Here is a 24343-nt window from a genome sequence, read left to right as displayed (position 1 = left end):
CACCCCCGGAGCTGTCCGCACAGTGGCCGGCAAAACAAAAATAATCACAACAGCAAACTTGTTTTACCAAATTACATCTATACATTATTATTTATTATGGCAGTAAAAGAATACTTCCCCGGTATAGGGAAAATCAAATTCGAAGGCAAGGAATCAAAAAATCCCATGGCTTACCGTTACTATGACGCTGAAAAGGTGATCCTCGGCAAGCCCATGAAGGAATGGCTCAAGTTCGCTATGGCATGGTGGCATACTCTCTGCGCCGAGGGTGGCGACCAGTTCGGCGGTTCTTCAAAGAAGTTCCCTTGGAACGAGGGTGCTGACGCTCTCACTATCGCAAAGCAGAAGGCTGACGCCGGTTTCGAGTTCATGCAGAAGATGGGCATCGAATATTTCTGCTTCCATGACGTTGACCTCGTTGATGAGGGTAACTCTGTTGAGGAGTATGAGCACAACCTCAAGGAAATCGTGGCTTACATCAAGGAGAAGATGGCCGAGACCGGCATCAAGAACCTCTGGGGTACTGCCAACGTGTTCAGCAACGGACGCTACATGAACGGTGCTGCCACCAACCCCGACTTCGACGTTGTCGCACGTGCCGCTGTCCAGATCAAGAACGCTATCGACGCTACAATCGCCCTCGGAGGTACTAACTACGTGTTCTGGGGTGGCCGCGAAGGCTACATGAGCCTCCTCAACACCGATCAGAAGCGTGAGAAGGAACATCTCGCCATGATGCTCCGCCTCGCCCGCGACTATGGCCGCGCACAGGGTTTCACCGGCACATTCCTCATCGAACCCAAGCCCATGGAACCCTCCAAGCACCAGTATGACGTGGATAGCGAGACTGTGATCGGCTTCCTCAAGCAGCACGGTCTTGACAAGGACTTCAAGCTCAACATCGAGGTGAACCACGCTACTCTCGCCGGTCACACTTTCGAGCACGAACTCGCAGTGGCTGTCGATAACGGTATGCTCGGCTCTATCGACGCTAACCGTGGTGACTATCAGAACGGCTGGGATACCGACCAGTTCCCCATCGACAATTTCGAACTCATTCAGGCCATGATGCAGATCATCCGCAACGGTGGTCTCGGCAACGGTGGTACTAACTTCGACGCAAAGACCCGTCGCAACTCTACCGACCTCGACGATATCTTCATCGCTCACATCGCCGGTATGGACGCTATGGCCCGCGCACTCGAAAGCGCAGCCGCTCTTCTCGAAGAATCTCCCTATAAGGAAATGCTTCGCGCACGCTACGAGTCATTTGACGGCGGCAAGGGCAAGGAGTTCGAGGAAGGCAAGCTCACTCTTGAGGATGTCTATGCCTACGGTAAGGAAGTCGGCGAGCCCAAGCGCACTTCGGGCAAGCAGGAGCTTTACGAGGCTATCGTCAACATGTATTGCTGATAGTGTCAAGCCGTAGGGAAGGGCTTTTCCCCTACGCGCCGACATGAATTTTTTTATGTTTGAATATGTTCGTGCGGATGCCCGGCACCGCACGGACATTTTCACACAATAGGCTGCTCTGTATGTGTAGCTTCACCTCTCTCCATTCCCGTCATCTATCACAAACTTCTTACCAAACATTATCAATATCCCCATGAATTATCCTCAGAAAGGAAGCAAAGTCTATCTTTTCTCCATAGTGCTCGTCGCAGTGCTCGGCGGTCTGCTTTTCGGCTATGATACGGCCGTGATTTCAGGAGCCGAGAAGGGTCTGCAGGCTTTTTTCCTCGGAGCTAAAGACTTTGTATATACCGACACCATCCACGGCATCACCTCGTCGAGCGCGCTGCTCGGCTGCATCATCGGTGCCGCTCTCTCAGGCTTCTTCGCCTCATGCTTCGGACGCAAGAAGTCGCTTGCCATCGCCGGAGTGTTCTTCTTCCTCTCGGCTCTCGGTAGCTACTATCCCGAATTTATGTTCTATGACTACGGACATCCCTCTTGGAGTCTGCTCATAGCATTTAACTTTTACCGTATTCTCGGCGGTATCGGCGTGGGTCTCGCTTCGGCCATCTGCCCGATGTATATCGCTGAGGTCGCTCCCTCGAATCTCCGTGGCACTCTCGTGTCTTGGAACCAGTTTGCCATCATCTTCGGCCAGCTCGTGGTCTATTTCGTCAACTTCCTCATCCTCGGCGAACACACTCAGCCTGTCATCGAGAAGATCGGCGAAACCCTCTATCAGGTAAGCTCCGAATCCGATATCTGGACCATCGAGAAAGGTTGGCGTTACATGTTCGGCTCGGAGGCTGTCGTGGCCGGTCTGTTCACGATCCTTGTATGCCTCGTGCCTGAATCGCCCCGTTACCTCGCCCTGACTGACCGTGACGAGAAGGCCCTCATGGTGCTCTCGCGCATCAACGGTTATGAAAAGGCCAAGGAAATCCTCGCCCAGATCAAGAGCACGGTCGAAGTCAAAAGCGAAAGACTCTTCTCGTTCGGCGTTATGGTCATCTTTGTCGGTGTCATGCTTTCAGTGTTCCAGCAGGCCGTGGGTATCAATGCCGTGCTTTACTATGCACCGCGCATCTTCGAGTCGATGAATATGGGCAACCCGATGGTTCAGACCATCATCATGGGCATAGTGAACATCACGTTCACTCTGGTTGCAGTGTTCTCCGTCGAGAAGCTTGGCCGTAAACCACTGCTCATCTGGGGTTCGATCGGTATGGCCATCGGTGCGTTCGGTGTGTGTCTCTCCAATCTTATTGACGTCGCGCCTATCGTGCCTGTCGTTTCGATCATGATCTACTCTGCATCGTTCATGTTCTCTTGGGGTCCCATCTGCTGGGTGCTCATCGCCGAGATCTTCCCCAACACCATCCGTTCGCAGGCAGTCGCTATCGCCGTGGCTTTCCAGTGGATCTTCAACTTTATCGTCTCATCGACTTTCGTTCCGATGTACAACATGCACGGCTTAGGCATGGGCGATAAGTTCGGTCACATGTTCGTTTATGCGCTCTACGGTATCATCTGCGTCATCGCTGCATGGTTTGTGGCTGCCCTCGTTCCCGAAACCAAGGGCAAGACCCTCGAAGACATGACCAATCTCTGGCGCAACCGCGACAAGAAGAACAAATGATCTTTTAAAGAGTAACTTATCTGCAATAACAACAATAGGATGTGTCCAAGGCTCATGCCGGACGCATCCTATTGCCGTTTTTAGCTATACCAGAAAAAGGACGAGGAGGGAGGAGAAGACAAGTGATATATTCGCAACGGCGTAGGCGATGGTGAAGCCGAGGTTGGGGACATCGCTCTGGAGTGCGTTGGTTATCGCGCTGATGGATGCGACGCTGCATCGTCCACCGGCTACACAGCCGAGAGTTTCAGGCATGGAGAAGCGGAACAATCTGCGGGCGATGAAGATGTTGATGACCAGTCCGAGGAGAGTGCAGACTGCTCCGACAAGTATGATAAGCCACCCTGTCCGCTGGAGTCCATACATGAATGATGCACCTGCTGTCAGACCGATGACGGCGATAAACATATTTGCTCCCAAGTTCTGAAATACCCATAGGGCGGCCGTCGGGATACGTCCGAATGTCGGGCGTCGTGCGCGCCACCATCCTAACAGCAGTCCCATGATCAATGCACCTACGCTTGCACCGACTGAGAATGGAATACCGTTTATCTCAATGGCCAGTGCCCCGATGATACATCCGGCGGCGATACCGAGTCCGAGAAACACCATGTCGGTCACGTCGGTCTGCTTGTCGGCATAACCTATTTTCACGGCGGCTGCCTCAACGTCGCGCGGCCAGCCTACGAGTGTGAGGATGTCGCCCGGATAGAGTTCGGTCTGACTTTTGACCGGGAGATTAAGTCCGTTGCGTTTGATCGAGCTTACCATTACGCGCTCCATATAGTCGCTACCGCGGAGCTGTCCGAATGTCATTCCGGCTGCGCCTTTTGATGATACTGTCACCGGAGTTTTCTCTGCACCGAAGTTGAGCAGCTCCGGGTCGGAGATTTCCGAACCAAATTTTGACTGGAGGTCAACGATTTCCTCCATCCGTCCGGCAAGCACTACGTGGTCGCCCTTCGTAATCTTGAGGTCATCGGACGGATCGAAGATTTTACCGCTGATCCTCGCTCGTTCGACAAATACACGCCAACCTTGTGCCGAGAAGCGTTGCTCGATCTCCTTAATGGTCCGCGGAGCGTCGAAAAAGTCACTCGTAGCCTCGTAGGCGCGGAATGAGACTGGCCGGCTGGCATGGATCTGTCCGGGAGCTATGTTGTCGGCATTGTCCATCTCATCCTCGATGCGTGCCACTTCTGCTTTCACTTTGTCAAGTCCGCCCATCATTTTCGGGGCCATGCTTGAGAGGAACCAAGCCGTCCCGACCGTACCGAATATATATGTGACCGCATAGCAGGCGGGAATGATGGTGAGTAGATACTGGCGTTGTTCTTCATCGACGGGCAGCTCGCGGACGGTGTCGCCGATCATGCCGAGACAGGCCGATGCAGTCTGTGCGCCGGCATATAGTCCGGTGGCGATACCGTTGTCATAGCCGAATATATATGCCGCCCCTATGATAAGCCCCGCGCAGACGAGAGCCTCGACCACGGCGAAGGCCGCCTGTCGGAGTCCCGGCCCTTTCATGGCGCGCACGAACTGTGGACCGACTCCGTAGCCGGTAGCGAACAGGAAGAAGAGGAAAAATACATTCTTCACAAGGTCAGGCACTTCAATTTTCATCTGTCCGATGACGACACCGACTATAAGTGTCGCCGCGATCGAGCCGAGGCTGAACCCCCTGAAGCGAAGCCGGCCGAGCCAGAAGCCCAGTCCGAGCGTAAGAAACACCGGAATCAACGGATGCGTCCGGAAAAAAGTCAGAATCCATTCCATATCGGTCAAATTTTAGATTCTATATGTGGAAAATAAACTGTTAGGTTTTATTGTAATCCGGTTATAGTGTCAATGAGATCAAGATTTGCATTCTTTGGGATGAGACGTTTGTGCTGAAGCCGTCCAACTATGATGGATGGATGTGTATTGAACTGTCGGGAGTATTTCAGGAGTGCTTCCGAGGAAAAGTCGCCTTTAGCCACGATTTCTGCCTCATGTGTGGATGAGAGAAGGATGTTTGCAGCGAAACAATCAGCTTCATTCTCTTTTTCAGTTTCCTTATGGTCATAATCCACATTTTCAAGGAAGAAATCTTTCTTCCCATGCAGGATTATATGGCCTACCTCATGAAAAAATGAGAACCAGAATGTATCGTAACGTTTTTCCTGTGATGACATTTGTATGCAGGGATACTTGCTTGCTATCCACCGAGTCGCACCGTTGATGGGTGCCTTGGGTAGTGCGGGGGTATAGACCAGTTTTACACCACACTCGACACACAAGTCCCGGAGTGTAGCTGACCAGTTCACCGGCTTTTCTGCCATGAGCGATTTCATACTTGGAATCCGCTCACGTAGTTTTTTGTCGGAATATTCCTCCGACACTGAAATAGCCTCGGCTTGCCTGTCACCCTGTCGTAGCCATGCGGAGATAGCATAAGGTTCGATGGTGGAGCGGAGAGATATGCGGAACGCAACTTTCAACTGCTGATTCATATAGTAATTCTCCCATGCTTCGGGGGACGTGACTGCGAAGAACTGTAGCAGGGCTTTGGTCTTTGAGGCCATATCGGAGAATTGTTGAAGCCAACCGTATTTTTCCATATATTTGACAGGGAATCGGTCAGCCCAGGCTGCTGAATCCTCCAGCCGTTGAGCCATTCGCTGTCTTGCCAAGAACTCGTCGTAGTTACGTTGGCGGGTCATCCAGAAATGTGCAGGTATGCCGGTTACGTTCTCAAATATCACGGCCATATCGGGAGTGATGGAGCTGTCTCCTCGTATTACGGCGAGAATTGTTTTCTCAGGTTTAGCAGCTCTTAAAGCAAATTCTCTGACTGACATCTCCATTTCCTGAATCTTTGCTCCGAGGGTGACACCCGGATGGGAAACGGCACGTGGAGAAAACTGGTTCTTCGTTGTGTTGTTATTTGCCATGATAGTTTGCTATTTCTAAAATTTCTACTCCTTTAATCTCAATCCAGATATATTTTCCATCAGCATCTTCAGGGATAGGATCTTCATGTGGTTGAAATATCAGCCTATAAGGTTGGTCAAGATCACAGGCCCATTGCCCTTTGCGGTCCTCTTTGAGTTCATGGTAGTGACCCGGAAGATTTCTTACATCTTCGAGCGTCGATGCAGCTGAAAGATCGTCAAGTCGCATCATGAACAGTTCAGCCCTGACTGCCCCAAGTTTCCGGACAGCGAGCCTGTTGTCATTCGCCATCTTTAAGAGTTTGGTATTATGGAAAGTTATATCCAAAGTAACAACGTTTGTATTACACTAAGTGTTTGAGATTCCATCACAAAATTAAATATAAAAATATAATACACCAAATGTAATTCAAAAAATATATCTTATAAGGAAAAAATCCCTCAGATTAGTTAGGAACAGAATTTTTATACAACCGAGGAGTAATAATATCTGTAATGAACGTTTTCCTATCAGCCATATTTTCATTATCTTTGTTGAGTGATGGAATCATAATGTGGTTTAAATTATTGGTTGTCATAGGCTTTTATATTCACCGGTTTTTTCTTAAAGTATCATTTTGAAACTAAATACTGTCTCGGTGGATAGTAACTCCACAGGTAGGGGCCGTTGACATACTATCTTGGGCTTGTGATGAATGGCGTTGATAGTCTTGATGAGACAACTTTTGTTTTATATCTGCATTTTGCCGTTTAAAGATAGGGCAATATCTCAGATTTTATCGTAACTTTGTCAGTACAGTGCACATAGGCTATTCTTTATGAATGGTTGAATCATCCATAATATAGGAATAATCTATTTTTGCGGTGTATTTTTAATAATTTAACTGCTTATTAGGAATTCAAAAAAGTTTAGATCACTTTACATTAAGATTTCATATGAAAAGAACAATTTCCATTTTTCTATGCTTTGTGGCTTTAATCGTGCATTCAAGAACACCAAATGACTCCATAAAATCCCATCGTACTGTGTTTGCTGAGATTCTTGGTGTAAATAATAATGTGCTAGGTTTAGGCAAAGAGGTAAGAGTTGAAATTGATTTCGGAGAAGAAAGTGGAGGATGGCAAGGCAACAACGATGGAAGAGATTTGATAATAGATGAAAATGGGAAGCCGATAAAATTTAATTCTATGGTTGATGCGATAAATTATATGGGTGAACGTGGTTGGAAATTTGAGACATCTTATGTTCTAACTGTTAATAATAAAAACGTCGTTCATTGGCTAATGAGTAAAGAACTGAATAAAGGTGAGTCTGCACGTGAAGGTATAAGACAAAGGCGAGACGAATGGAGAGAGAGGGCAGAAAATATAGAGAAGGAGAAAGCGGAGAAGGAGAAAACGAAAAAGAAAAAAAGAAGAAATACTGATAGCCAATCTGATTCACTTGATGAAAAGTAACAAGATGATAACCTTGGACAAATAAATATAGGTATTACGACATTACAAAGTTTCGTTCAGAGCTTTAATTGAGGTAAGCTAAACTGTTTTCATGAAATTTTCATAAACAGGGCCACAAAAGTAATATTATAAATTACCGGCAAGAGCCGTTGTGTCAAGCCGATTTAGAACTTGACAGTAACCATACATATAGTTGTATCTTTAAACGTAAAGTTCATGTCAACTAAAATTCCGTCTGTATCATTACAGCGGTTATTGACTATGTATTTGTAATCATGTCTTTACGTTCCAACGATCATTTTGAACATCATAGTCAACTTCCGTATCAGTATTGGTGAATACAACCATGGTATTCGCGCTCCTCACCTCATGGTAGAGATGCTATTTACTGCCATCAAGATCAACGCTTGACAAGCGGTATTTGTCCAATAGTGTCACCCATAATGTATTGTCTCAGTAGGCAATGCCTCAACAGATAGGAGCTCCTACTGGCATTTAGTCTTGAGTTTGTAAAGTATAACGTTAAAAATTTCAATGGTACAACTTATTTTTGACAGACTCTTTTTGCCGTTTAAGGATAGGGTAATATCTTATTTTATCGTATCTTTGTCAAGTACAGTGTACGTGGGTCTTGTTTTCTTTTGTACACTATATTTAATTGCTTATTTAAAAACTCGAAATAAGTTTAAATCATTTCCATGTCTTGAAAACCAATTGCAAATACACTGAATAATGAAAAAAATCAATAAAATCCTCTTTCCTTTCCTCGGATTGATGCCGCTGATCGCGTCGGCGTCGGTTGAATCTCCTTATCATGCCATTGTCGCCGCCGACGGTTCGGGGGACTACCGTACGGTTAGCGAGGCTGTCGCTGCCGCTCCTGAAGGATTGACGAGTCCGTGGCGCATATTGGTGAAAAGTGGAAACTACGATGAGTTTGTGGTGATTCCCGAATCTAAACCATATATCCACCTGATAGGGCAGGGGAAAAATAGCACTGCCATACGTCACAAGCTTAATCAAGGTCAACGGAACATGGAAGGTGGACGCTTCGCAAATTCCGCTTTCTGGGAATATTCCTGCAACAATCCGGATGTTAAAAGTCCCGGTAATACCAGTGCGGTGGTCTTTGTCAAGGCTCCGGATTTCTACTCTGAGAGTATATCATATATAAACGATTGGGGGCGAGAGACTTGGAGTGGGCCTCAGGCTCTGGCATTCTACGGTAATGCCGATCGTCACGCCCTGAAAGACTGCGCATTGATATCCTTTCAGGATACATGGCGCACGCCCGACCGCGCCGACACCCGCACATACGCGCGTGACTGCTATATCGAGGGTGCGGTGGATTATATGTATGGTGGCGGAGATGTGATGGTGGAGAATTCCACGTTTTACAATGTCCGTTCCGGTTCAGTGATAGTCGCCCCCAACCATAACGAAGAGAAATGGGGCTACGTGATCAAAGATTGTGTCATTGACGGCAACGAGGAGGCACGCGACGGCAAGCAGAAACTCGGCCGTCCGTGGCAGGGAACACCCCGCACGGTTTACATAAACACCACTATGCTCATTCCTATCGCGCCTCAAGGCTGGGACGACATGGGAGCTATCCCTGCCGTATTTGCCGAATACAACAGCCGTGACCGTCAGGGTAATCCTCTCGATCTGAGCCAGCGCAAGACGCATTTTACGACCAAGAGCCGCAAGAATGGTAACGTGTTGGAAGGTGATGCCGAGAAAACCCGGCTCACGAAGGATGAGGCTGACCGCTATACCTACGAGGCCGTGATCCGTCCGGAGGAGGGATGGGATCCGCGTGCCATGATGGAACCTCTCCCTGCCGTCAAGGGGCTCACCTGCACCGATGGTCATCTTGAATGGGAACCGGTCGAAGGTGCGATCGGATATGTCGTTTTCGACGGTGACGACATCATCGCTACCGTCACCGGCACATCACACCGTATCGAAAAAGTAAACCGTGCCATCCGTATCCGTCCCGTCAACGCCGCAGGCTCAATGGGCCGCACGGCACTGCTGAGATGATCTGCCCTTAATTCCTTGCGGAGAGGAGGATGGGGGAACGGTGGGAGCGGTTCACTTCGCCCCGATGAGGGCCGCTTGAGGCTGCGGGATGAATCAAGAATATTATTTACCGGAAATGGGATGATTTTATTTTTGCGTTTCGGGGGAATTGCTTAACTTTGCGATAATCTATACATTCAAATCTTATCCTTAAATATACCCAAAGAAATTATGGCAAAGTTTGATAAAATCGCAGTGCTCGCCAAGATGGGCGAGACCGGTGTTGTGCCTGTGTTCTACCACAAGGATGCAGAAGTGGCCAAGCAGGTCGTAAAGGCTTGCTACGATGGCGGTATCCGTGCTTTCGAGTTCACCAACCGCGGTGACTTCGCTCACGAAGTCTTCGCTGAGGTGGTGAAGTATGCAGCTAAGGAATGCCCCGAAATGGCTATGGGTGTAGGTTCGGTTGTCGATCCCGCTACCGCCGCCCTCTACATCCAGCTCGGAGCCTGCTTCGTTGTCGGCCCGCTCTTCAACCCGGCTATCGCTCCCATCTGTAACCGCCGTCTCGTGGCCTACACTCCCGGCTGCGGCTCTGTCAGCGAAGTCGGTGCAGCTCAGGAACTCGGCTGTGACCTCTGCAAGATCTTCCCCGGCGACGTGCTCGGTACTAAACTCGTCAAGGGTCTCCTCGCTCCCATGCCTTGGAGCAAGCTCATGGTCACCGGTGGCGTAGAACCCACCAAGGAGAACATCGAGGGCTGGATCAAGGCTGGCGTATGGTGTGTCGGCATGGGCTCCAAGCTCTTCCCCAATGACCGCGTCGCTGCTCAGGACTGGCAGTATGTCACCGACAAGTGCCGTGAAGCCCTCTCATACGTGGCCGAGGCTCGCAAGAAATAATCGGTGAGACCGGAAGAACTTAATCATTAAAGAAATCGACAGGCGCAGTCAAGGGAGAAGTCACAATCGTGCCTCCCCGGTCTGCGCCTTTCGCTAAAAAATACACATACATTACTCACGTCTTAAACCCCCAACAGAATCCCTGAAATGGAAAAAACTTGGCGTTGGTTCGGGCCCAACGATAAAATCACCCTTGAGATGCTCCGCCAGATAGGTGTCGAGGGCATCGTTACTTCACTCCATCATATCCCCAACGGCGAAGTGTGGTCGCTCGAAGAGGTGGAGAAGATGAAGAATTTCATCGAGAAAGCAGGTCTGCGCTGGAGCGTGGTGGAGAGTCTGCCCGTCAGCGAGTCCATCAAGTATGCCGGTCCGGACCGCGATCAGCTTATCGAGAACTATAAGGAGTCACTGCGCAATCTCGGCAAAGCCGGTGTGAAGACCATCTGCTACAACTTCATGCCTGTGCTCGACTGGGCGCGCACGGATCTCGAATACCCTAACCCTGACGGCACGTCGAACCTCTACTTCAACCGTGCGGAGTTCGCTTACTTCGACATCCATATCCTCAAACGCGAAGGTGCGGAGAAGGATTATGACGCCGACACCCTCGCCCGTGTCGAAGAGCTTAAAGGCACTATGGACGCTGAGGCTGAGAAGCGTCTGGTCGAGAACATCATTGTCAAGACCCAAGGCTTCGTCAACGGCAACATTTCTGAAAATGACCTCGATCCGGTGGCCAAATTCCGCGAACTTCTCGCGCTCTATGACGGAATCGATGCCGATCAGCTCCGCGAGAACATGAAATATTTCCTTGAGGCCATCATGCCTGTCTGCGACGAGTATGACATCAATATGTGTGTCCATCCCGACGATCCCCCGTTGCAGATCCTCGGTCTGCCGCGTATCGTCACCTGCGATGCCGACATTCAGGCTTTCCTTGACGCCGTCCCCAATCCTCACAATGGTCTGACATTCTGCGCAGGTTCACTCAGCGCGGGTGCTCACAACGATGTTCCCGCACTCGCCAAGAAGTATGCCGACCGCACCCACTTCGTTCATGCCCGTATCTGCAACGTGATGCCTAACGGAGACTTCAAGGAATCGACTCACCTCGATCCGAGACTGATAGACGTAGTGCGTACGTTTGAGGAGAAGCGTCCCGGTGTGCCGATGCGTGTCGATCACGCTCCTCTGATGCTCGGCGACGAGAAAATGGGCTACAATGCGGGCTATTCGTTCCACGGTCGTATGCTTGCTCTCGGCATGGTGTCGGGTATCATGGCTACTATCGGTGCTGAGAAGGAATAAGTCGGCCACACCTATTTTAATAATATTTCGTAATAGAATCAAAAAAACAGACTCATAATAATGAACGAATTATTTTCAGTGAAGGACCATGTAGTGGTCATCACCGGCGGAACAGGTGTGCTGGGTCGCTGCATAGGCGAGTATCTTGCCACTCAGGGAGCTAAAGTCGTGATCCTCGGTCGCCGTCAGGAAGAGGGCGACGAGATCGTCGATGCAATCAAGGCTAAAGGTGGCGAGGCGATGTTTCTTGTTACCGATGTGATGAATCCCGAAGTCGTTCAGGCCAACTGTGATGCCATCATGGCCAAGTATGGTCGCGTGGATGCCCTGCTCAACGCTGCCGGTGGCAATATGGCAGGTGCGGTCATCGCTCCGGAAGGAAATATGTTTGACGTGAAGATCGATGCCTTCCAGAAGGTGCTCGATCTTAACCTCACAGGTACGGTTATCCCCACCCAGATTTTCCTCAAGCCGATGGTTGAGGCCGGTAAGGGTGCCATAGTCAACTTCTCGTCGATGGCTGCTTTCCGTCCGATCACCCGTGTGATGGGCTATGCTGCTGCCAAGGCCGGTATCTCGAACTTCACCGCTTTCCTTGCTACGGAGGTGGCTGCGAAGTTCACTCCCGGTATCCGTGTCAACGCTATCGCTCCCGGTTTCTTCGTGACTAATCAGAACCGTGCGCTGCTGACAAATCCTGACGGATCGCTTACGGCACGCGGTGAGGCGATCATCCGTCAGACGCCGTTCGGCCGCTTCGGTGAGCCGGAGGAGCTTTGCGGTACGATCCAGTATCTCATCTCGGATGCTTCGAAGTTTGTGACCGGTACTGTAGCTGTCGTTGATGGCGGTTTCAATGTGTTTGCAATGTAATAAGATAAGATTAAGATTATCGTTGCGATAAAATAAAAGAAATGAGGGAGTGCAGGTGGTGATAGTGCCTGCGCTCCCTCATTCGTTATTTAGGATTGCAATAATTAGGATCGATCTGATTTAACGGACATCTTTGCAGACGTCGTTAGGTTTGAGGTCTTTTTTTGACCGGGGGTCGCAGACCCCCGGCTATTCGGAATATGATTCGTTTTTGAATAAGATTCTTTTAGAGTTGACCCGTGTTTCAGAGATCGCCCGTGTTTTAGAGTTCGTCCATGTCAAGGGCGATGTAGTGCTGATAGGGGTGATCACATGCGGGACATACCTTCGGGGGCTCTACGCCTTCGTACTGATAACCGCAGACGAGACACTGCCATGTGATAGGTTTCTCACGTTTCCATACAGTTCCTTCCTTAACCTGCTTGAGGTATGCTTCGAAACGGTCATGGTGACGCTTTTCAACGGTAGCGATAGCACGGAAATGTTCAGCGATTTCGGGGAAACCTTCTTCATCAGCGACTTGTGCGGCCTTGGTGTAGAGATCTACGCCCTCCTGCATTTCTTCTGCAGCTGCTGTCGCAAGGTTTGAAGCTGTATCACCGATCACGCCGGCATCAACACCGAGGTTGACTGCGAGATTGCCGCCTTCGAGAAATTTAAAATATACTTTGCTGTGATGCAGCTCGTTGGCAGCGGTCTGACGGAATATCTCACCGATAGGATAGTAGTTTTCCTTATCGGCCTGTTGTGCGTAGTAAGTATAGCGAGTATAAGCTGATGATTCAGCCATGTAGGCAATTACAAGATTCTGTTCGGTTTTTGTACCTTTGATGCTTTTGGTAGCCATAATTGTGTGATTTTAATAATATGTAGTGTAAGTTGATTGTCAGATGAGCGTTGTTCCGTTCATTTACTATATAAACCTTATAGAAACGGGAAAGGTTTACGGATAGATGAAATTTATTTAATCCTTGGTATGCTGAAGGCAGTAAGTCCGAGATGAGGATATAATGAAAATCGTGATATAAAATAATAATATATTTATACGAATTTTATTGAAAATAGCCTGAATAGATATTAAAATGTATGAAAAGTATCGATTATTATGAAAAAATATCGTTACTTTGTATAGCGAAATACCTAAAAGTCGGTATTGTAGGTAGTAATTGGAATGTCTAATTTTGCATTTACTAAATCTATGCAATGGGGAATGTCAGGTGAGGAACCTAAATTCCGGATATGCCCCTCTCTCAGTTTAATAAAATAGCCATTTGATGCAGTCATATCGTAGTATCTTATTATCGGTCACGCTGTTGCTCAGCGTGTTGTCTATGTCGTCCGCCAATTTTTCATGGAGTGGTGTCATAGTGTCAACCGAGGACAATCAACCCGTCGAACTCGCTCTTGTGAAACTCAATACCCAGCAGTGGGCAGTAGCGGATGTCGATGGTAACTTCAAGATACCCAATCTTGATCCCGGCAAATATGAATATGAGGTGACCTATCTCGGTTTTGAAACTCTCAAAGGTGAGATCACCATCAAGAATGCTGATGTGAGCGGAACGGAGCTACGTCTCAGTCCCTCAAGTCTTGCATTGAAAGAGATTGTCGTGACAGCTGAAGAGAGCAAGATGGGTTCGTCGTCGCGCATAGGGCAGTCAGCCATCTCACATCTTCAGGCCAAGAGCGTGGAGGATATGTTGCAGCTCCTCCCCGGAGCTGTCACAAAGAATCCTGACCTCACCAATGCGGGGCAGGCTTCGATCCGAGAGATCAATGCGGGAGATAATGCCAACAATGCTCTCGGCACAGCTGTGGTGGTGGATGGCAATCCGCTGTCGAACGATGCGAACATGCAGGTGTTTTCCACCGCCCGTTCAGGCACGAACTCGTCCGTTAACGCCAACACGATGAATGATCAGACTACATCGGGCCGCGGAGTGGATCTGCGTCAGATCTCACCTGACAATATAGAGTCCATCGAAGTGATCAGAGGTATTCCGTCGGTTGAATACGGTAATCTTACGTCGGGCGCGGTCATCATCAATACGAAGGCCGGTGTGACGCCGTGGGAAGCGATAGCCAAGGTCGATCCCAACTCGAAGCTTTTCTCGCTGTCCAAGGGTCTGCGTCTGCGCCGCAGCAACAGTTCGCTGAATTTCGGTGTTGATTACACCAATTCGAATGCTGACCGCCGAAAGACCTATATGGGTTATGACCGCCTCACGGCCAATGTGGCATACTCAAAGACATTCATGCAGACTTCCACACCACTTACATTCAACGCAAAGGCCACATATTACCGCAACATCAGCGATACCAAGAGTGACGAAGCTATGCTGAAGGATGAATATTACAAGAATCAGGAGCAGAGTTTCCGTCTGGCGGTAAACGGTATGTGGCGTCTTGACCGCAGCTGGATCTCCAACCTCACGTACTCGGCATCGTTCCAGTACATCCATCAGGAAGATATTTTCAACAAGAGTGTGGGAAGTGGAGTCGTACCTTATTCACACTCTTATAAGCCCGGTGAGATGCAGGTCACTTTCCTCCCCGGTTCATATCTCTGCCACTACACACTCGACGGAAAACCAATAAACGTGTTCGCACAGCTCAAGGCCAACCGCACGTTTATCTTCCCGAAGGGAACATCGAATTTCAAGTTCGGAGCTGACTATGCCTTCAATGCCAATCATGGCGGAGGAATGGTGTATGACCACGAACGCCCCCCGATGCAGGGGGAAGGACAGACAGTCCGTCCGCGTTCCTATAGCGACATCCCATCGATGAGCACGATCTCTGGATTTGTGGAGAACCATACGGAATATCGTCTCGGCAAGACTGTGCTGACCGTGCAGCCGGGTGTCCGTCTGAGTCATCTTTTCATAGACAAGGATCAGGCACTGCGCGGCGACATCACTACTGTTGATCCGCGAGTGAATGCCAATTATGAATTCCTTAATTCGGATAACAACGGATTTTTCAACCGTCTCGCACTTGCCGGCGGATGGGGTCTGGCAAGCAAAATGCCGACGATGGCCTATCTCTACCCAACTCCGGCTTATTTTGATTTCGTGAGCTATAACAGCTATGCCGGTATAGATGATCCGCGTAATATTGCAATCATGACCACAGAAGTGGTAGGCAATACAGCCAATCCGGATCTGAAACCTTCACGTGCAACCAAGTTTGAGATCGGTCTCAACGGTAGGGCAAAAGGTGTCAGCGGATCGGTCACCTTCTTTACGGAGCGTGTTAGAAATGAATATGGCTTCATGTCCCTGCCTCTCGGCGTAGGGTTCAATCGTTATGCAATCCCGCAGGCCGATATGGCCACCACTACTATCCCTCATTATGCGGACGGTGCTCTCTACTACACGATGGCGGACGGAAGCGTAAAGAAAGCTCTCTCATCATATCAGCGTGAGGTCCGCGCATACTCGACACCGTCCAACACATCAAGCACGTGGAAGCACGGTATCGAATACTCGTTTAACTTCGGTAAGATACGCCCGCTTTCGACTGATCTGATCGTGGATGGTGCGTGGTTTTGGATCAAACGCCGTTCGACCGGCAATTCTTTCAGCTCCAGCCGAGTGGTGACAGGGGTGGATGCTAACGGTATCAGCCAGTACAACACCTACCTTGCCCTTATGCCGGAGGGTAACGGTACGATACTTTCACGAGTAAATACGAATTTCCGTTTCGTGACACATATTCCGGTCATACAGCTCATCCTGTCAACAACATTCCAAGTGGTATGGCACGAGAGCCAGCGCAACATCTATGAGGATGCGGCAGGAAATCCTGTCTATAAGACATCTACCGCAACAAACGGCAATCAGGTTCTTGAAATTTCTCCTGTAGGTTACTATGACAAGGAGATGAATTACCACGCTTGGGATGCCTCGGCGGTGGAACGTCCGCAGGATATGGTGACGACCTACACAAATCCGGACTACTTCACTCGTCAGGACTATCCGATGACCTGTCAGCTTAACTTTAAGCTTACGAAGGAGATCCGTAAAATTATAAATGTATCGGTGATAGCCAATAATTTCCTTAAATTCAGCAATGTCTATCGTCAGGACAAACTTGGTGGTTACCGGGAACTGTACAGCCCGATGTATTTCGGTGCTGAGATAAAGGCCCGGTTCTGAACGCCGGGAGTTGTAATTTTTGAATAAATATTAATCAATAATCATATCACAAAAACAAGATGAAAAAATTACTTTTCGCAATCATTGCGGTGGTTACATTTGCAGGATTCGTCAGCTCATGCAGCAGTGATGACGACAACGTAGCTTCAAACTATGAACTTAACGTCAACCTCGTGCTTCCTTCGGGAGTCTCGGTAAGCGACCTGACTTCGGGTTCTGTTGTCGTGACCAATGATCAGACCGGACGTTCTTACCCCTCGGATGAGGTCAATGCAAGCTATGGATTCAAACTTCCCGGCGGAACATATACCGTGCAGGTCTCAATGCGTGCCAACAACGGTGTGCGTTCAGTTTCATATAGTGCATCAAAGAGCATCAGTGTATATGAGAACACTAATGTTTCGCTTGATCTCGCTGAGGGTATCATAGGAGGTTTCGTGTTCAAGGAAGTATATTATAACATGGTTAAGCCTAATGGCAAGACTCCTTATATGCGCGACCAGTTCTTTGAGATCTACAACAACTCTGATGAGGTGCTTTATCTCGATAACTGCATCCTCGGTATTCTCGAAGGTTCACAGGGTATGCTCCCCACTTCATGGATGGAGAACGGCGAGATCATGAAGGAATATGCTCTCGGCTACTATACCGTAGCTTTTGTAGGAAACGGTACAACCTATCCCGTAGAACCCGGTAAGAGCGTCGTGATTGCAAGTCAGGCTCAGAACCACACTGCAGAGACAGAGGCTATGTATGATGGTTCGGTTGAAGGTGCAATGAAATCTCCCGTGGATCTTTCAAAAGCCGATTATGAAGTCTTCCTCGGTGATTACAAACCTGCAGTCGCTATTGACAATCCTGATGTGCCCAACATGACCGTTATCTATGCAAACGGTACTCAGAACTATTTCACTGTGCCTTATACCGGCAATGCCATCATTCTCGCCAAACTTCCCGAAGGTGTAGATCCTATCAGCTTTGCGAATAACCCTGCAAACCTCAAGGCTCGTCCTGACGGAACTCTTCCTTCTTCGACTTTCCTCATGATCCCGCAGGAATATGTGCTTGACGGTCTCAACATAGTCAACAATGCGGACAAGGCTTCGCAGCGTGTGATCCGTCTGCGCGCCGAGGTTGATGCCGGTATGGTATTCATGAATGCTCCCTATATGGGCAAGAGTATCCGTCGTAAGGTAGAGAAAGTTGAGAATGGCCGAGTGATACTTAAAGATACCAACAATTCTACCGAGGATTTCCTCTCCGATCAGGAGCCTACTCCCGGTGTGATCCCCTCAAATTGATCAGTTAAAAATCAACAGACAATATGCGAAAGTTATCAGTAATACTTCCGTTTGTCACTTTCTTATCCCCCGTCTCTGCCTTTGCAGGCGGAGAGGGGGATAACTCTAATTCCCTTCCGGAACAGATACAGTACAAGGACTATAATTTCATCCATAATGTGGAGGACGGAAGTCTGAATCCGGTATCGATCATCGATATTCCCGTGAGTCAGCTCGCCATACTTAATGCCGGCTACCGTTGGCAGCAAGGCGACTACCATAACATAGATGCCTCAGGGCATTCGGATGGGTTTGGCGTGGATGTCTATGGCATCAAACGTCTGGAGCGGATTTCGTTTGAAGGAAGTGTCGAGTACTTTAACGAGACTGACCGGCAGAAGTGTTGGAACTCCACTCTATATCAGTCAAAGCTCAATCCGTTTGTACTCGCGGATTCAGAGCCGAGTGACTATGATACCGAACGCTTCAGGGTGAGCGGGCGCGTGGCCTACAGGCTTTCATCGAAGTTTGTGGTTGGCGTAAATACTGTCTATAATGTCGGAGTGATGTCGGATGAGAAAGATCCCCGTCTTGAGACGAAAGGTATGCGCTTCGTGCTCAATCCCGGTGTGAGCTGGGAGATGATAAAGGGTTATACTCTCGGTTTGACCGGTGGCCTGAACCTCTTCAGCGAGAGCTCGAAATATACGTGTGTGGCTACAGCGGTCAATTATCCTTTCTATCTGATGAGCGGTCTCGGTACATATTTCCCACAGAGCAATTCGTCATATACGCGCGATGCTAAAGGTACATCGTGGTTTGCCGGAGGGGACATGCGCATGAAATTCTCCGATTCGATGGAAGATTATCTGCAGGTCACCTACAGCCATGAGTTCGAGAGTGCGAAGGATGGCGGAAGCACCTATCAGTTCAAAGGTGGTGACTACATAAATAACGTGATGCGTGTCTCGAACCGATTTTCGATCACCGGCGAAGGAATGGCGCACAACGTGAGCCTTCGCGCCGAGACAAATGATGTGAAAGGCAAATGGTTTGACCAGAAAAGTGTGACGGTCAACGGCAGTACCCATTACGAGGTGATGTCATCGTCGATCAAGCACAAGCAGACGCTCACGAGCTTCGGCGGTGATTATCGTCTCGATCTTCTTGATAAGGCTGGTGTGCCTACCCTAACTGTCGGAATTGGCGCCGGTTACCTCTCGTCGGATACAAAGAACTATCCCGAACTTTATTTCAGTAAATACAGTCTGCTTGACGTGACTGCTGGCGTGATGAAGCATTTTCGTGTTAGGAATGTCCGTTTGGGAGTGGGAGTGAATGGTGGCTATGTCGGGAAACTCTCTTCGAGTTATGATTTCACAGGGCTTGAACTTGAGAAAGAATATACGATGCCGATGTTTGCCTATCTGAGTTCATCGGCCTATTCTGTCAACGGACGTGTACAGGCCAGCATCCCCGTAGGCAGTTTTATAGTCGGTGCGTATGTCGATGGTGGGACGACTCACTGTCTGGACGCTGAAGAAGTCTATAAGGGAAAGAACATGAATCGTGTAAATTGTGGAGTGTCACTTACATTCTGATCTCCCGATCTCAATTATAAAAGAATAAGTAATTAAGTAATAATGAAATTTTCAAAAATATGTCCGGTCGTAGTTGCAATGGCCCTTGGGTGTGCAGTCTCGGCTTTGGCAGCCTCGCGTGGATTTGCGATCTTTGTCGATAGCCTGAGTAATTCAAAGGTCGCTCCCGAACTTGCCATGTATGCTGAATCGGTCAAAGGGCAAGGTCTCGCTCCTGAAATAGTAGTGATAGGGGAGGGGATCAAGCCGGATTCCATACGTTCGATAATCCGGACGATGTCGCAACGGAAGACAGCTCCGATCGAAGGCATGGTCTTTGTCGGTGATATCCCTATCCCGATGTTGCTGGATGCCCAGCATTTTTCATCGGCATTCAAGGTCGTTCAGTCTCCGAAAAATCTTGAACGTTCGGCCTGTCCTTCGGACAGATTTTACGATGATCTGGAGCTTAAATTCGATTACGTGTGTCAGGATGAGAAGAAGCCGGGCCTTTACTACTACTCACTGCGTCCGGACTCTCCGCAGCGCGTAGCTCCGACATTATATTCCGGCCGAATCAAGAGCATGGATTTCTACGGAAAGGACAAGTACGAGAATCTGCGTGACTATCTAAAAAAGGTAGTACGTGTGAAGCAGCAGGGTGATAAGCTGGACAATATGCTCTACTTCTCAGGTCAGGGTTATAATTCAGAGTCGGCTGTCGCCCGCATAGATGAGAAACTCGGTCATCTCGAACAGTTCCCGTGGATGCGCGGCCAGTCGCAGGCACTCACTTATCTCGATCACAAGCACAACACTTTCACCAAGTATCTGCTGATGTCGCAAATGCAGAGACCTGATCTCTCGCTGGCTCTCCTGCATCATCATGGCTCTCCGAAGCAAGAATATATCAATCGCTATCCTGATCCCCGCAGCACAAAGGATCAGCTTGAGGCGGCCAATCGTTTCTTCCGCTCGAAGATACGCTCGGCTGTGGATCGCGGGACTCCGCTCGACTCGGCAAAAATGTACTATGTAAGGAATTTCGATGTGCCCTTCGATTGGTTTGACGATGTGATGACGCCTGCCTCGATCGCGGCTGATTCCATCTATGATGACCAGCTTGACCTCCACATCTATGATTTCGGAAAATACAAACCGAATGCGCGTGTGGTCATGCTTGACGCATGTTTCAATGGCGCGTTCAACAACCCAGAATACATAGCGGGGGGATACATCTTCGGTGATGGAGATTGTGTCGTAGCTATTGCAAATTCAGTCAACTCGCTTCAGGATAAATGGTGTGACAAGAATATCGGACTTTTGGGTCTCGGTATGCGTGTCGGTAACTTTGTCAAGTATAATCCTTATCTGGAATCACACGTTATCGGTGATCCGACATTTGCTTTCATGCCTAAGGATACATTAGGTTATGATCTGAATGCATCGCTCAATGCCCCGGTAGGATTCTGGAAGAAGCAGCTTGCTTCGTCTCCTTATCCTGCCGTCCGGTCTCTCTCCATTGAGAAGCTTGTGGAAGCGGGTGAGATGAACGCAGCCGGTTTGCTTGACACCTTCAAGACTTCAGACAGCTATCTTGTGCGCTTGGCGGCCATGATGCTACTTTCCCGTCAGCCCGGTCAGGAATTCGTCGAGGTGATCAAACTCGGACTTAACGACGGCTACGAACTTATCCGCCGTTTCTCAGCTGTGTTTGCAGGTAAGAACGGTAGTCCGGAACTGCTCCCGGCAGTCGTTAAGGCATATTCCAATGAGCTAAAGGGTGAACGTGTCAACTTCCAGCTCCAGATGGCTATGCCTCTCTTCGATTACGATGCCCTGATTGCGGAATTAGAGGCTCAAAGACCCTATAAGTATGCCTACGATGAGGCCGACATGATGAACAAGGCAAAAGAGAGCATTGCCGATCGTTTTTCATCAAAGAAGTATGAAAAAGAGGTTGAAATGCTTAAATCGGCCAAACCTGACGTGCGGGAAATGAAGGCATTTGTGCGCCAGATGCGTAATAATCCCCTTCATCCTTCTGTGGATGAGCTGCTGGCTTACATAGATACGTGTGACAATGATGAGCTGCGTGTGTCGCTTGTCGAAGCTTTGGGCTGGTTCAACTATTCGTATCGTGCCCCTCAGATCGCTGCTCGTTTGAAGGATGTTTCTAAGGATGAGAAGTTCAGTGCCAAGGTGCGTTCCGAGGCCGCCAAGAGTGCGGCACGACTTGGCTCACCCGTAGAATGAGATTAGGCTGTAGCATTCCGATAAAAATACTCGGCCCTGCATTCCGGTTTTTCCGGAATGCAGGGCCGAGTATTTTTATATGTCTTAGTAGCGGTGGTTTATTCCACAGTTACTGATTTTGCGAGGTTACGGGGTTGATCCACATTCTTTCCCTTGTTGACCGCGATGTAGTAGGCAAGAAGCTGGAGAGGAATTGATGCTACAATCGGGGTTAGACATTCGGGTGCTTCGGGGATTTCGATGCAGAAATCGGCGATATCGTTCATCGCCTGATTGCCGTGAGAGACGATGGCAACGACTGCTCCGCCACGTGACTTGACCTGCTGTACGTTAGATATGATCTTGTCATAGAGGGAATCGCTGGGCGCGATGATTACGCTTGGCATTTCGTGGTCGATAAGGGCGATAGGACCATGTTTCATCTCTGCGGCAGGATAGCCCTCGGCATGGATATAGGATATCTCCTTGAGTTTGAGCGCGCCCTCGAGTGCTGTCGGATAGTTGTATCCACGACCGAGATAGAGGAAGTTGTGGGCGTATGCGAAAATACGCGAGAGTTTCTTGACCTCCGGATCGACTTTGAGGGCTTCAGTGATGGTCTCAGGAAGACGCTCAAGAGCCGAAAGGATCTCGTGGAGTTTTTCCGGACGGATAGTCCCGCGCAGCTGAGCAATAGAGAGTGCGAGGAGGGTGAGTACTGTCACCTGTCCGGTGAATGCTTTTGTTGAAGCCACACCGATCTCCGGACCTACGTGGATATAGGTGCCTGAATCGGTATTGCGGGGAATTGATGCACCGACTACGTTGCAGACACCATAGACGAATGCGCCTTTCTGACGTGCAAGCTGGATGGCAGCGAGTGTATCGGCAGTCTCTCCCGACTGGCTGATTGAGATGACGATGTCTTTATCGTTAAGGACTGGATTGCCGTAACGGAATTCGGATGCATATTCAACCTCGACAGGGATCTGGCAGAAGTCCTGAATGAGACGTTTACCGATAAGGGCGGCATGCCATGAGGTGCCGCATGCTACGAGGGTGATACGCTCTGCTTTCATGAAACGCTCCTTGTTGAGCTCAACTCCGGAGAGTACTACCCGTGAGCAGTTGTCAACGATTCGGCCGCGCAGACAGTCACGCAGCGTCGAGGGCTGCTCGAAAATTTCTTTCAGCATGAAAGTGTCGTAGCCACCTTTCTCCAACTGAGCCACAGAGAGTTTGAGTTTCTGAATGTTGATGGCGGATGGCTCTTTGCTTTCGAGAGAGATTACCTGAACAGGCTCGTTGCGACGGATGATACCGATCTCGTTGTCGTTAAGATAAATGACCTCGTCTGTGTAATCAATGATAGGTGTGGCGTCGGATGCGATGAAAGTCTCACCGTCGCCAACTCCGATCACAAGCGGTGAGCTCTTACGGGCCACGATCATTGTGTCGGGGTCATTCTGCTCGATGACAGCGATGGCATAGGCTCCTTCCACCTGAAGGAGGGCGGCACGCACGGCATCGAGGAGCGAGCAGGAGGATGTGAGTTTGATATATTCAATGAGCTGGACGAGCACTTCTGTGTCGGTCTCGCTTTTGAATTCATAACCATGATCCATAAGGACCTTTTTTAGGACGGCATAGTTCTCGATAGTGCCGTTGTGAACGAGGGCGATCATGCCGCTCTGCGATACATGTGGATGGGCATTGATATCGTTCGGTTCACCGTGGGTTGCCCAGCGAGTGTGAGCGATACCGACAGAACCGTTTGTATTCCCAGCTTGAGCTACTTTCTCAAGATTTGATACTTTGCCCTGTGATTTATGGACATTAAGCTTTCCGTCGCAGTCAAGCAGTGCAACACCTGCACTGTCATAACCGCGATACTCAAGACGCTTGAGCCCTTGTATTAATATCTCGTAAGCTCCTTTCGAGCCAAGATATCCAACAATTCCGCACATAAAGTCTGTAAATTAAGTTGTGTTTTGATTAACTGGTCTTCCGTGGCGTTTTTTAAGGAGAAGAGTGCCCCGGTAGAAGATTAAGAGTTGAAAAATTTACAAGATTCAAGGTCGTACATTCCTCAAGAAAGGTTGTTCGTAACCCTAAATTTCTGCAAATATACGAAAATTTGCTCTATTTACCCAATTTTTGAGGTAAATTCATGGAATAGATTTTTGAAAATGGCAAGTTTTTGAATTATTTTGCAGGTATATACTTATTTTGATGGAAAATTAGTGAAATATCTTCAGATGTAGTCTGCGAGTTAGATGGTGAAGTGGATATACTGCAAAATCAATATTTAATATTTATTGCTCTATTATATATAATAATGTGAATAAGTGTCGAATTGGCCTTTGACTGTTAAATTTATATTAAAATACCCGTGAAAATTTGGAGGGAAAGATGAAAGTTCCTACCTTTGCACCCGCTTTTGAGAAGCAAGCCCCGCAGCGGCGGAGCTCCTAGGGATGATAACAAG

At 48.8% G+C, this 24343-nt stretch carries 16 protein-coding genes; 11 read left to right on the top strand and 5 right to left on the bottom strand.

Annotation, left to right across the window (positions count from 1 at the left end; translation table 11 throughout):
* Positions 1 to 96: 96 nt before the first annotated feature.
* Positions 97 to 1413 carry a xylose isomerase gene (xylA, locus tag K2G41_RS10245; RefSeq protein WP_300117868.1) on the top strand — a complete coding sequence of 439 codons (1317 nt, stop codon included), beginning with the start codon at positions 97 to 99 and terminating at the stop codon, positions 1411 to 1413.
* Positions 1414 to 1606: 193 nt separating this feature from the next.
* The gene (gene xylE / locus K2G41_RS10240) at positions 1607 to 3094 is read left to right on the top strand and encodes a D-xylose transporter XylE (RefSeq protein WP_300117866.1); all 1488 of its coding nucleotides are present in this window, start codon (positions 1607 to 1609) and stop codon (positions 3092 to 3094) included.
* 84 nt (positions 3095 to 3178) lie between these two features.
* Here the strand turns inward: xylE and aspT are convergent, their stop codons facing one another.
* From aspT to K2G41_RS10225, 3 genes are read right to left on the bottom strand one after another with little or no spacing between them, the layout of a single operon-like run.
* A complete protein-coding gene (gene aspT / locus K2G41_RS10235; RefSeq protein WP_300117863.1) occupies positions 3179 to 4873 on the bottom strand; it encodes an aspartate-alanine antiporter in 1695 nt (564 codons plus the stop codon).
* Positions 4874 to 4920: 47 nt separating this feature from the next.
* Positions 4921 to 6030, bottom strand: a complete 1110-nt coding sequence (locus tag K2G41_RS10230; protein WP_300117861.1) for an ImmA/IrrE family metallo-endopeptidase — start codon at positions 6028 to 6030, stop codon at positions 4921 to 4923.
* Positions 6020 to 6322, bottom strand: a complete 303-nt coding sequence (locus tag K2G41_RS10225; protein ID WP_366145420.1) for a type II toxin-antitoxin system RelE/ParE family toxin — start codon at positions 6320 to 6322, stop codon at positions 6020 to 6022. Before K2G41_RS10225 ends, K2G41_RS10230 begins: the two co-directional genes overlap by 11 nt.
* Positions 6323 to 6966: 644 nt before the next feature.
* Between K2G41_RS10225 and K2G41_RS10220 the strand changes: the two genes are divergently transcribed.
* The 5 genes from K2G41_RS10220 to K2G41_RS10200 all read left to right on the top strand — a co-directional run bounded on the left by K2G41_RS10220 (position 6967) and on the right by K2G41_RS10200 (position 12600).
* Complete coding sequence (locus tag K2G41_RS10220) at positions 6967 to 7488, top strand: hypothetical protein (RefSeq protein WP_300117858.1); 522 nt, start codon at positions 6967 to 6969, stop codon at positions 7486 to 7488.
* A gap of 732 nt (positions 7489 to 8220) precedes the next feature.
* Positions 8221 to 9534, top strand: a complete 1314-nt coding sequence (locus tag K2G41_RS10215) for a pectinesterase family protein (protein ID WP_300117856.1) — start codon at positions 8221 to 8223, stop codon at positions 9532 to 9534.
* Between the two features lie 210 nt (positions 9535 to 9744).
* Positions 9745 to 10416 carry a bifunctional 4-hydroxy-2-oxoglutarate aldolase/2-dehydro-3-deoxy-phosphogluconate aldolase gene (locus K2G41_RS10210; protein ID WP_300117854.1) on the top strand — a complete coding sequence of 224 codons (672 nt, stop codon included), beginning with the start codon at positions 9745 to 9747 and terminating at the stop codon, positions 10414 to 10416.
* A gap of 147 nt (positions 10417 to 10563) precedes the next feature.
* Positions 10564 to 11727, top strand: coding sequence for a mannonate dehydratase (uxuA, locus tag K2G41_RS10205; RefSeq protein WP_300117852.1), 1164 nt, complete (start codon positions 10564 to 10566; stop codon positions 11725 to 11727).
* A 60-nt stretch (positions 11728 to 11787) separates the two neighbouring features.
* Positions 11788 to 12600, top strand: a complete 813-nt coding sequence (locus tag K2G41_RS10200) for an SDR family oxidoreductase (protein ID WP_300117850.1) — start codon at positions 11788 to 11790, stop codon at positions 12598 to 12600.
* A gap of 262 nt (positions 12601 to 12862) precedes the next feature.
* Here the strand turns inward: K2G41_RS10200 and rbr are convergent, their stop codons facing one another.
* On the bottom strand, positions 12863 to 13447 hold the full coding sequence (rbr, locus tag K2G41_RS10195) for a rubrerythrin (RefSeq protein WP_300117848.1): 585 nt from the start codon (positions 13445 to 13447) through the stop codon (positions 12863 to 12865).
* A gap of 484 nt (positions 13448 to 13931) precedes the next feature.
* Here rbr and K2G41_RS10190 point away from each other — a divergent pair, with 484 nt between their 5' ends.
* Genes K2G41_RS10190 through K2G41_RS10175 form a run of 4 tightly spaced genes read left to right on the top strand, consistent with a single transcriptional unit; the run spans position 13932 to position 21876 of the window.
* Positions 13932 to 16760 carry a TonB-dependent receptor gene (locus tag K2G41_RS10190; RefSeq protein WP_300117846.1) on the top strand — a complete coding sequence of 943 codons (2829 nt, stop codon included), beginning with the start codon at positions 13932 to 13934 and terminating at the stop codon, positions 16758 to 16760.
* Between the two features lie 59 nt (positions 16761 to 16819).
* Positions 16820 to 18061 (top strand): DUF4876 domain-containing protein, encoded by a 1242-nt coding sequence (locus K2G41_RS10185; protein WP_300117844.1) that lies wholly within the window; start codon positions 16820 to 16822, stop codon positions 18059 to 18061.
* A 23-nt stretch (positions 18062 to 18084) separates the two neighbouring features.
* Positions 18085 to 19641, top strand: coding sequence for a DUF6850 family outer membrane beta-barrel protein (locus tag K2G41_RS10180; RefSeq protein WP_300117842.1), 1557 nt, complete (start codon positions 18085 to 18087; stop codon positions 19639 to 19641).
* Between the two features lie 42 nt (positions 19642 to 19683).
* Positions 19684 to 21876, top strand: a complete 2193-nt coding sequence (locus K2G41_RS10175; RefSeq protein ID WP_300117840.1) for a HEAT repeat domain-containing protein — start codon at positions 19684 to 19686, stop codon at positions 21874 to 21876.
* A gap of 98 nt (positions 21877 to 21974) precedes the next feature.
* Here K2G41_RS10175 and glmS read toward each other — a convergent pair whose 3' ends face one another.
* Positions 21975 to 23822, bottom strand: a complete 1848-nt coding sequence (gene glmS / locus K2G41_RS10170; protein WP_300117838.1) for a glutamine--fructose-6-phosphate transaminase (isomerizing) — start codon at positions 23820 to 23822, stop codon at positions 21975 to 21977.
* Positions 23823 to 24343 lie beyond the last annotated feature (521 nt).

Origin of the sequence: Duncaniella sp., from assembly GCF_029056165.1 — a bacterium.
GTDB lineage: Bacteria > Bacteroidota > Bacteroidia > Bacteroidales > Muribaculaceae > Duncaniella.
This window is presented reverse-complemented; position numbering and strand designations above follow the sequence as displayed.

Excerpts from the sequence above, each read along its gene's own strand:
- K2G41_RS10215 (WP_300117856.1), top strand. The coding sequence starts at position 8,221 with ATGAAAAAAATCAATAAAATCCTCTTTCCTTTCCTCGGATTGATGCCG.
- K2G41_RS10220 (WP_300117858.1), top strand. The coding sequence starts at position 6,967 with ATGAAAAGAACAATTTCCATTTTTCTATGCTTTGTGGCTTTAATCGTG.
- K2G41_RS10190 (WP_300117846.1), top strand. The coding sequence starts at position 13,932 with ATGTCGTCCGCCAATTTTTCATGGAGTGGTGTCATAGTGTCAACCGAG.
- rbr (WP_300117848.1), bottom strand. The coding sequence starts at position 13,447 with ATGGCTACCAAAAGCATCAAAGGTACAAAAACCGAACAGAATCTTGTA.
- K2G41_RS10185 (WP_300117844.1), top strand. The coding sequence starts at position 16,820 with ATGAAAAAATTACTTTTCGCAATCATTGCGGTGGTTACATTTGCAGGA.
- K2G41_RS10180 (WP_300117842.1), top strand. The coding sequence starts at position 18,085 with ATGCGAAAGTTATCAGTAATACTTCCGTTTGTCACTTTCTTATCCCCC.
- K2G41_RS10225 (WP_366145420.1), bottom strand. The coding sequence starts at position 6,322 with ATGGCGAATGACAACAGGCTCGCTGTCCGGAAACTTGGGGCAGTCAGG.
- K2G41_RS10210 (WP_300117854.1), top strand. The coding sequence starts at position 9,745 with ATGGCAAAGTTTGATAAAATCGCAGTGCTCGCCAAGATGGGCGAGACC.
- xylA (WP_300117868.1), top strand. The coding sequence starts at position 97 with ATGGCAGTAAAAGAATACTTCCCCGGTATAGGGAAAATCAAATTCGAA.
- K2G41_RS10175 (WP_300117840.1), top strand. The coding sequence starts at position 19,684 with ATGAAATTTTCAAAAATATGTCCGGTCGTAGTTGCAATGGCCCTTGGG.
- xylE (WP_300117866.1), top strand. The coding sequence starts at position 1,607 with ATGAATTATCCTCAGAAAGGAAGCAAAGTCTATCTTTTCTCCATAGTG.
- K2G41_RS10230 (WP_300117861.1), bottom strand. The coding sequence starts at position 6,030 with ATGGCAAATAACAACACAACGAAGAACCAGTTTTCTCCACGTGCCGTT.
- K2G41_RS10200 (WP_300117850.1), top strand. The coding sequence starts at position 11,788 with ATGAACGAATTATTTTCAGTGAAGGACCATGTAGTGGTCATCACCGGC.
- aspT (WP_300117863.1), bottom strand. The coding sequence starts at position 4,873 with ATGGAATGGATTCTGACTTTTTTCCGGACGCATCCGTTGATTCCGGTG.
- glmS (WP_300117838.1), bottom strand. The coding sequence starts at position 23,822 with ATGTGCGGAATTGTTGGATATCTTGGCTCGAAAGGAGCTTACGAGATA.
- uxuA (WP_300117852.1), top strand. The coding sequence starts at position 10,564 with ATGGAAAAAACTTGGCGTTGGTTCGGGCCCAACGATAAAATCACCCTT.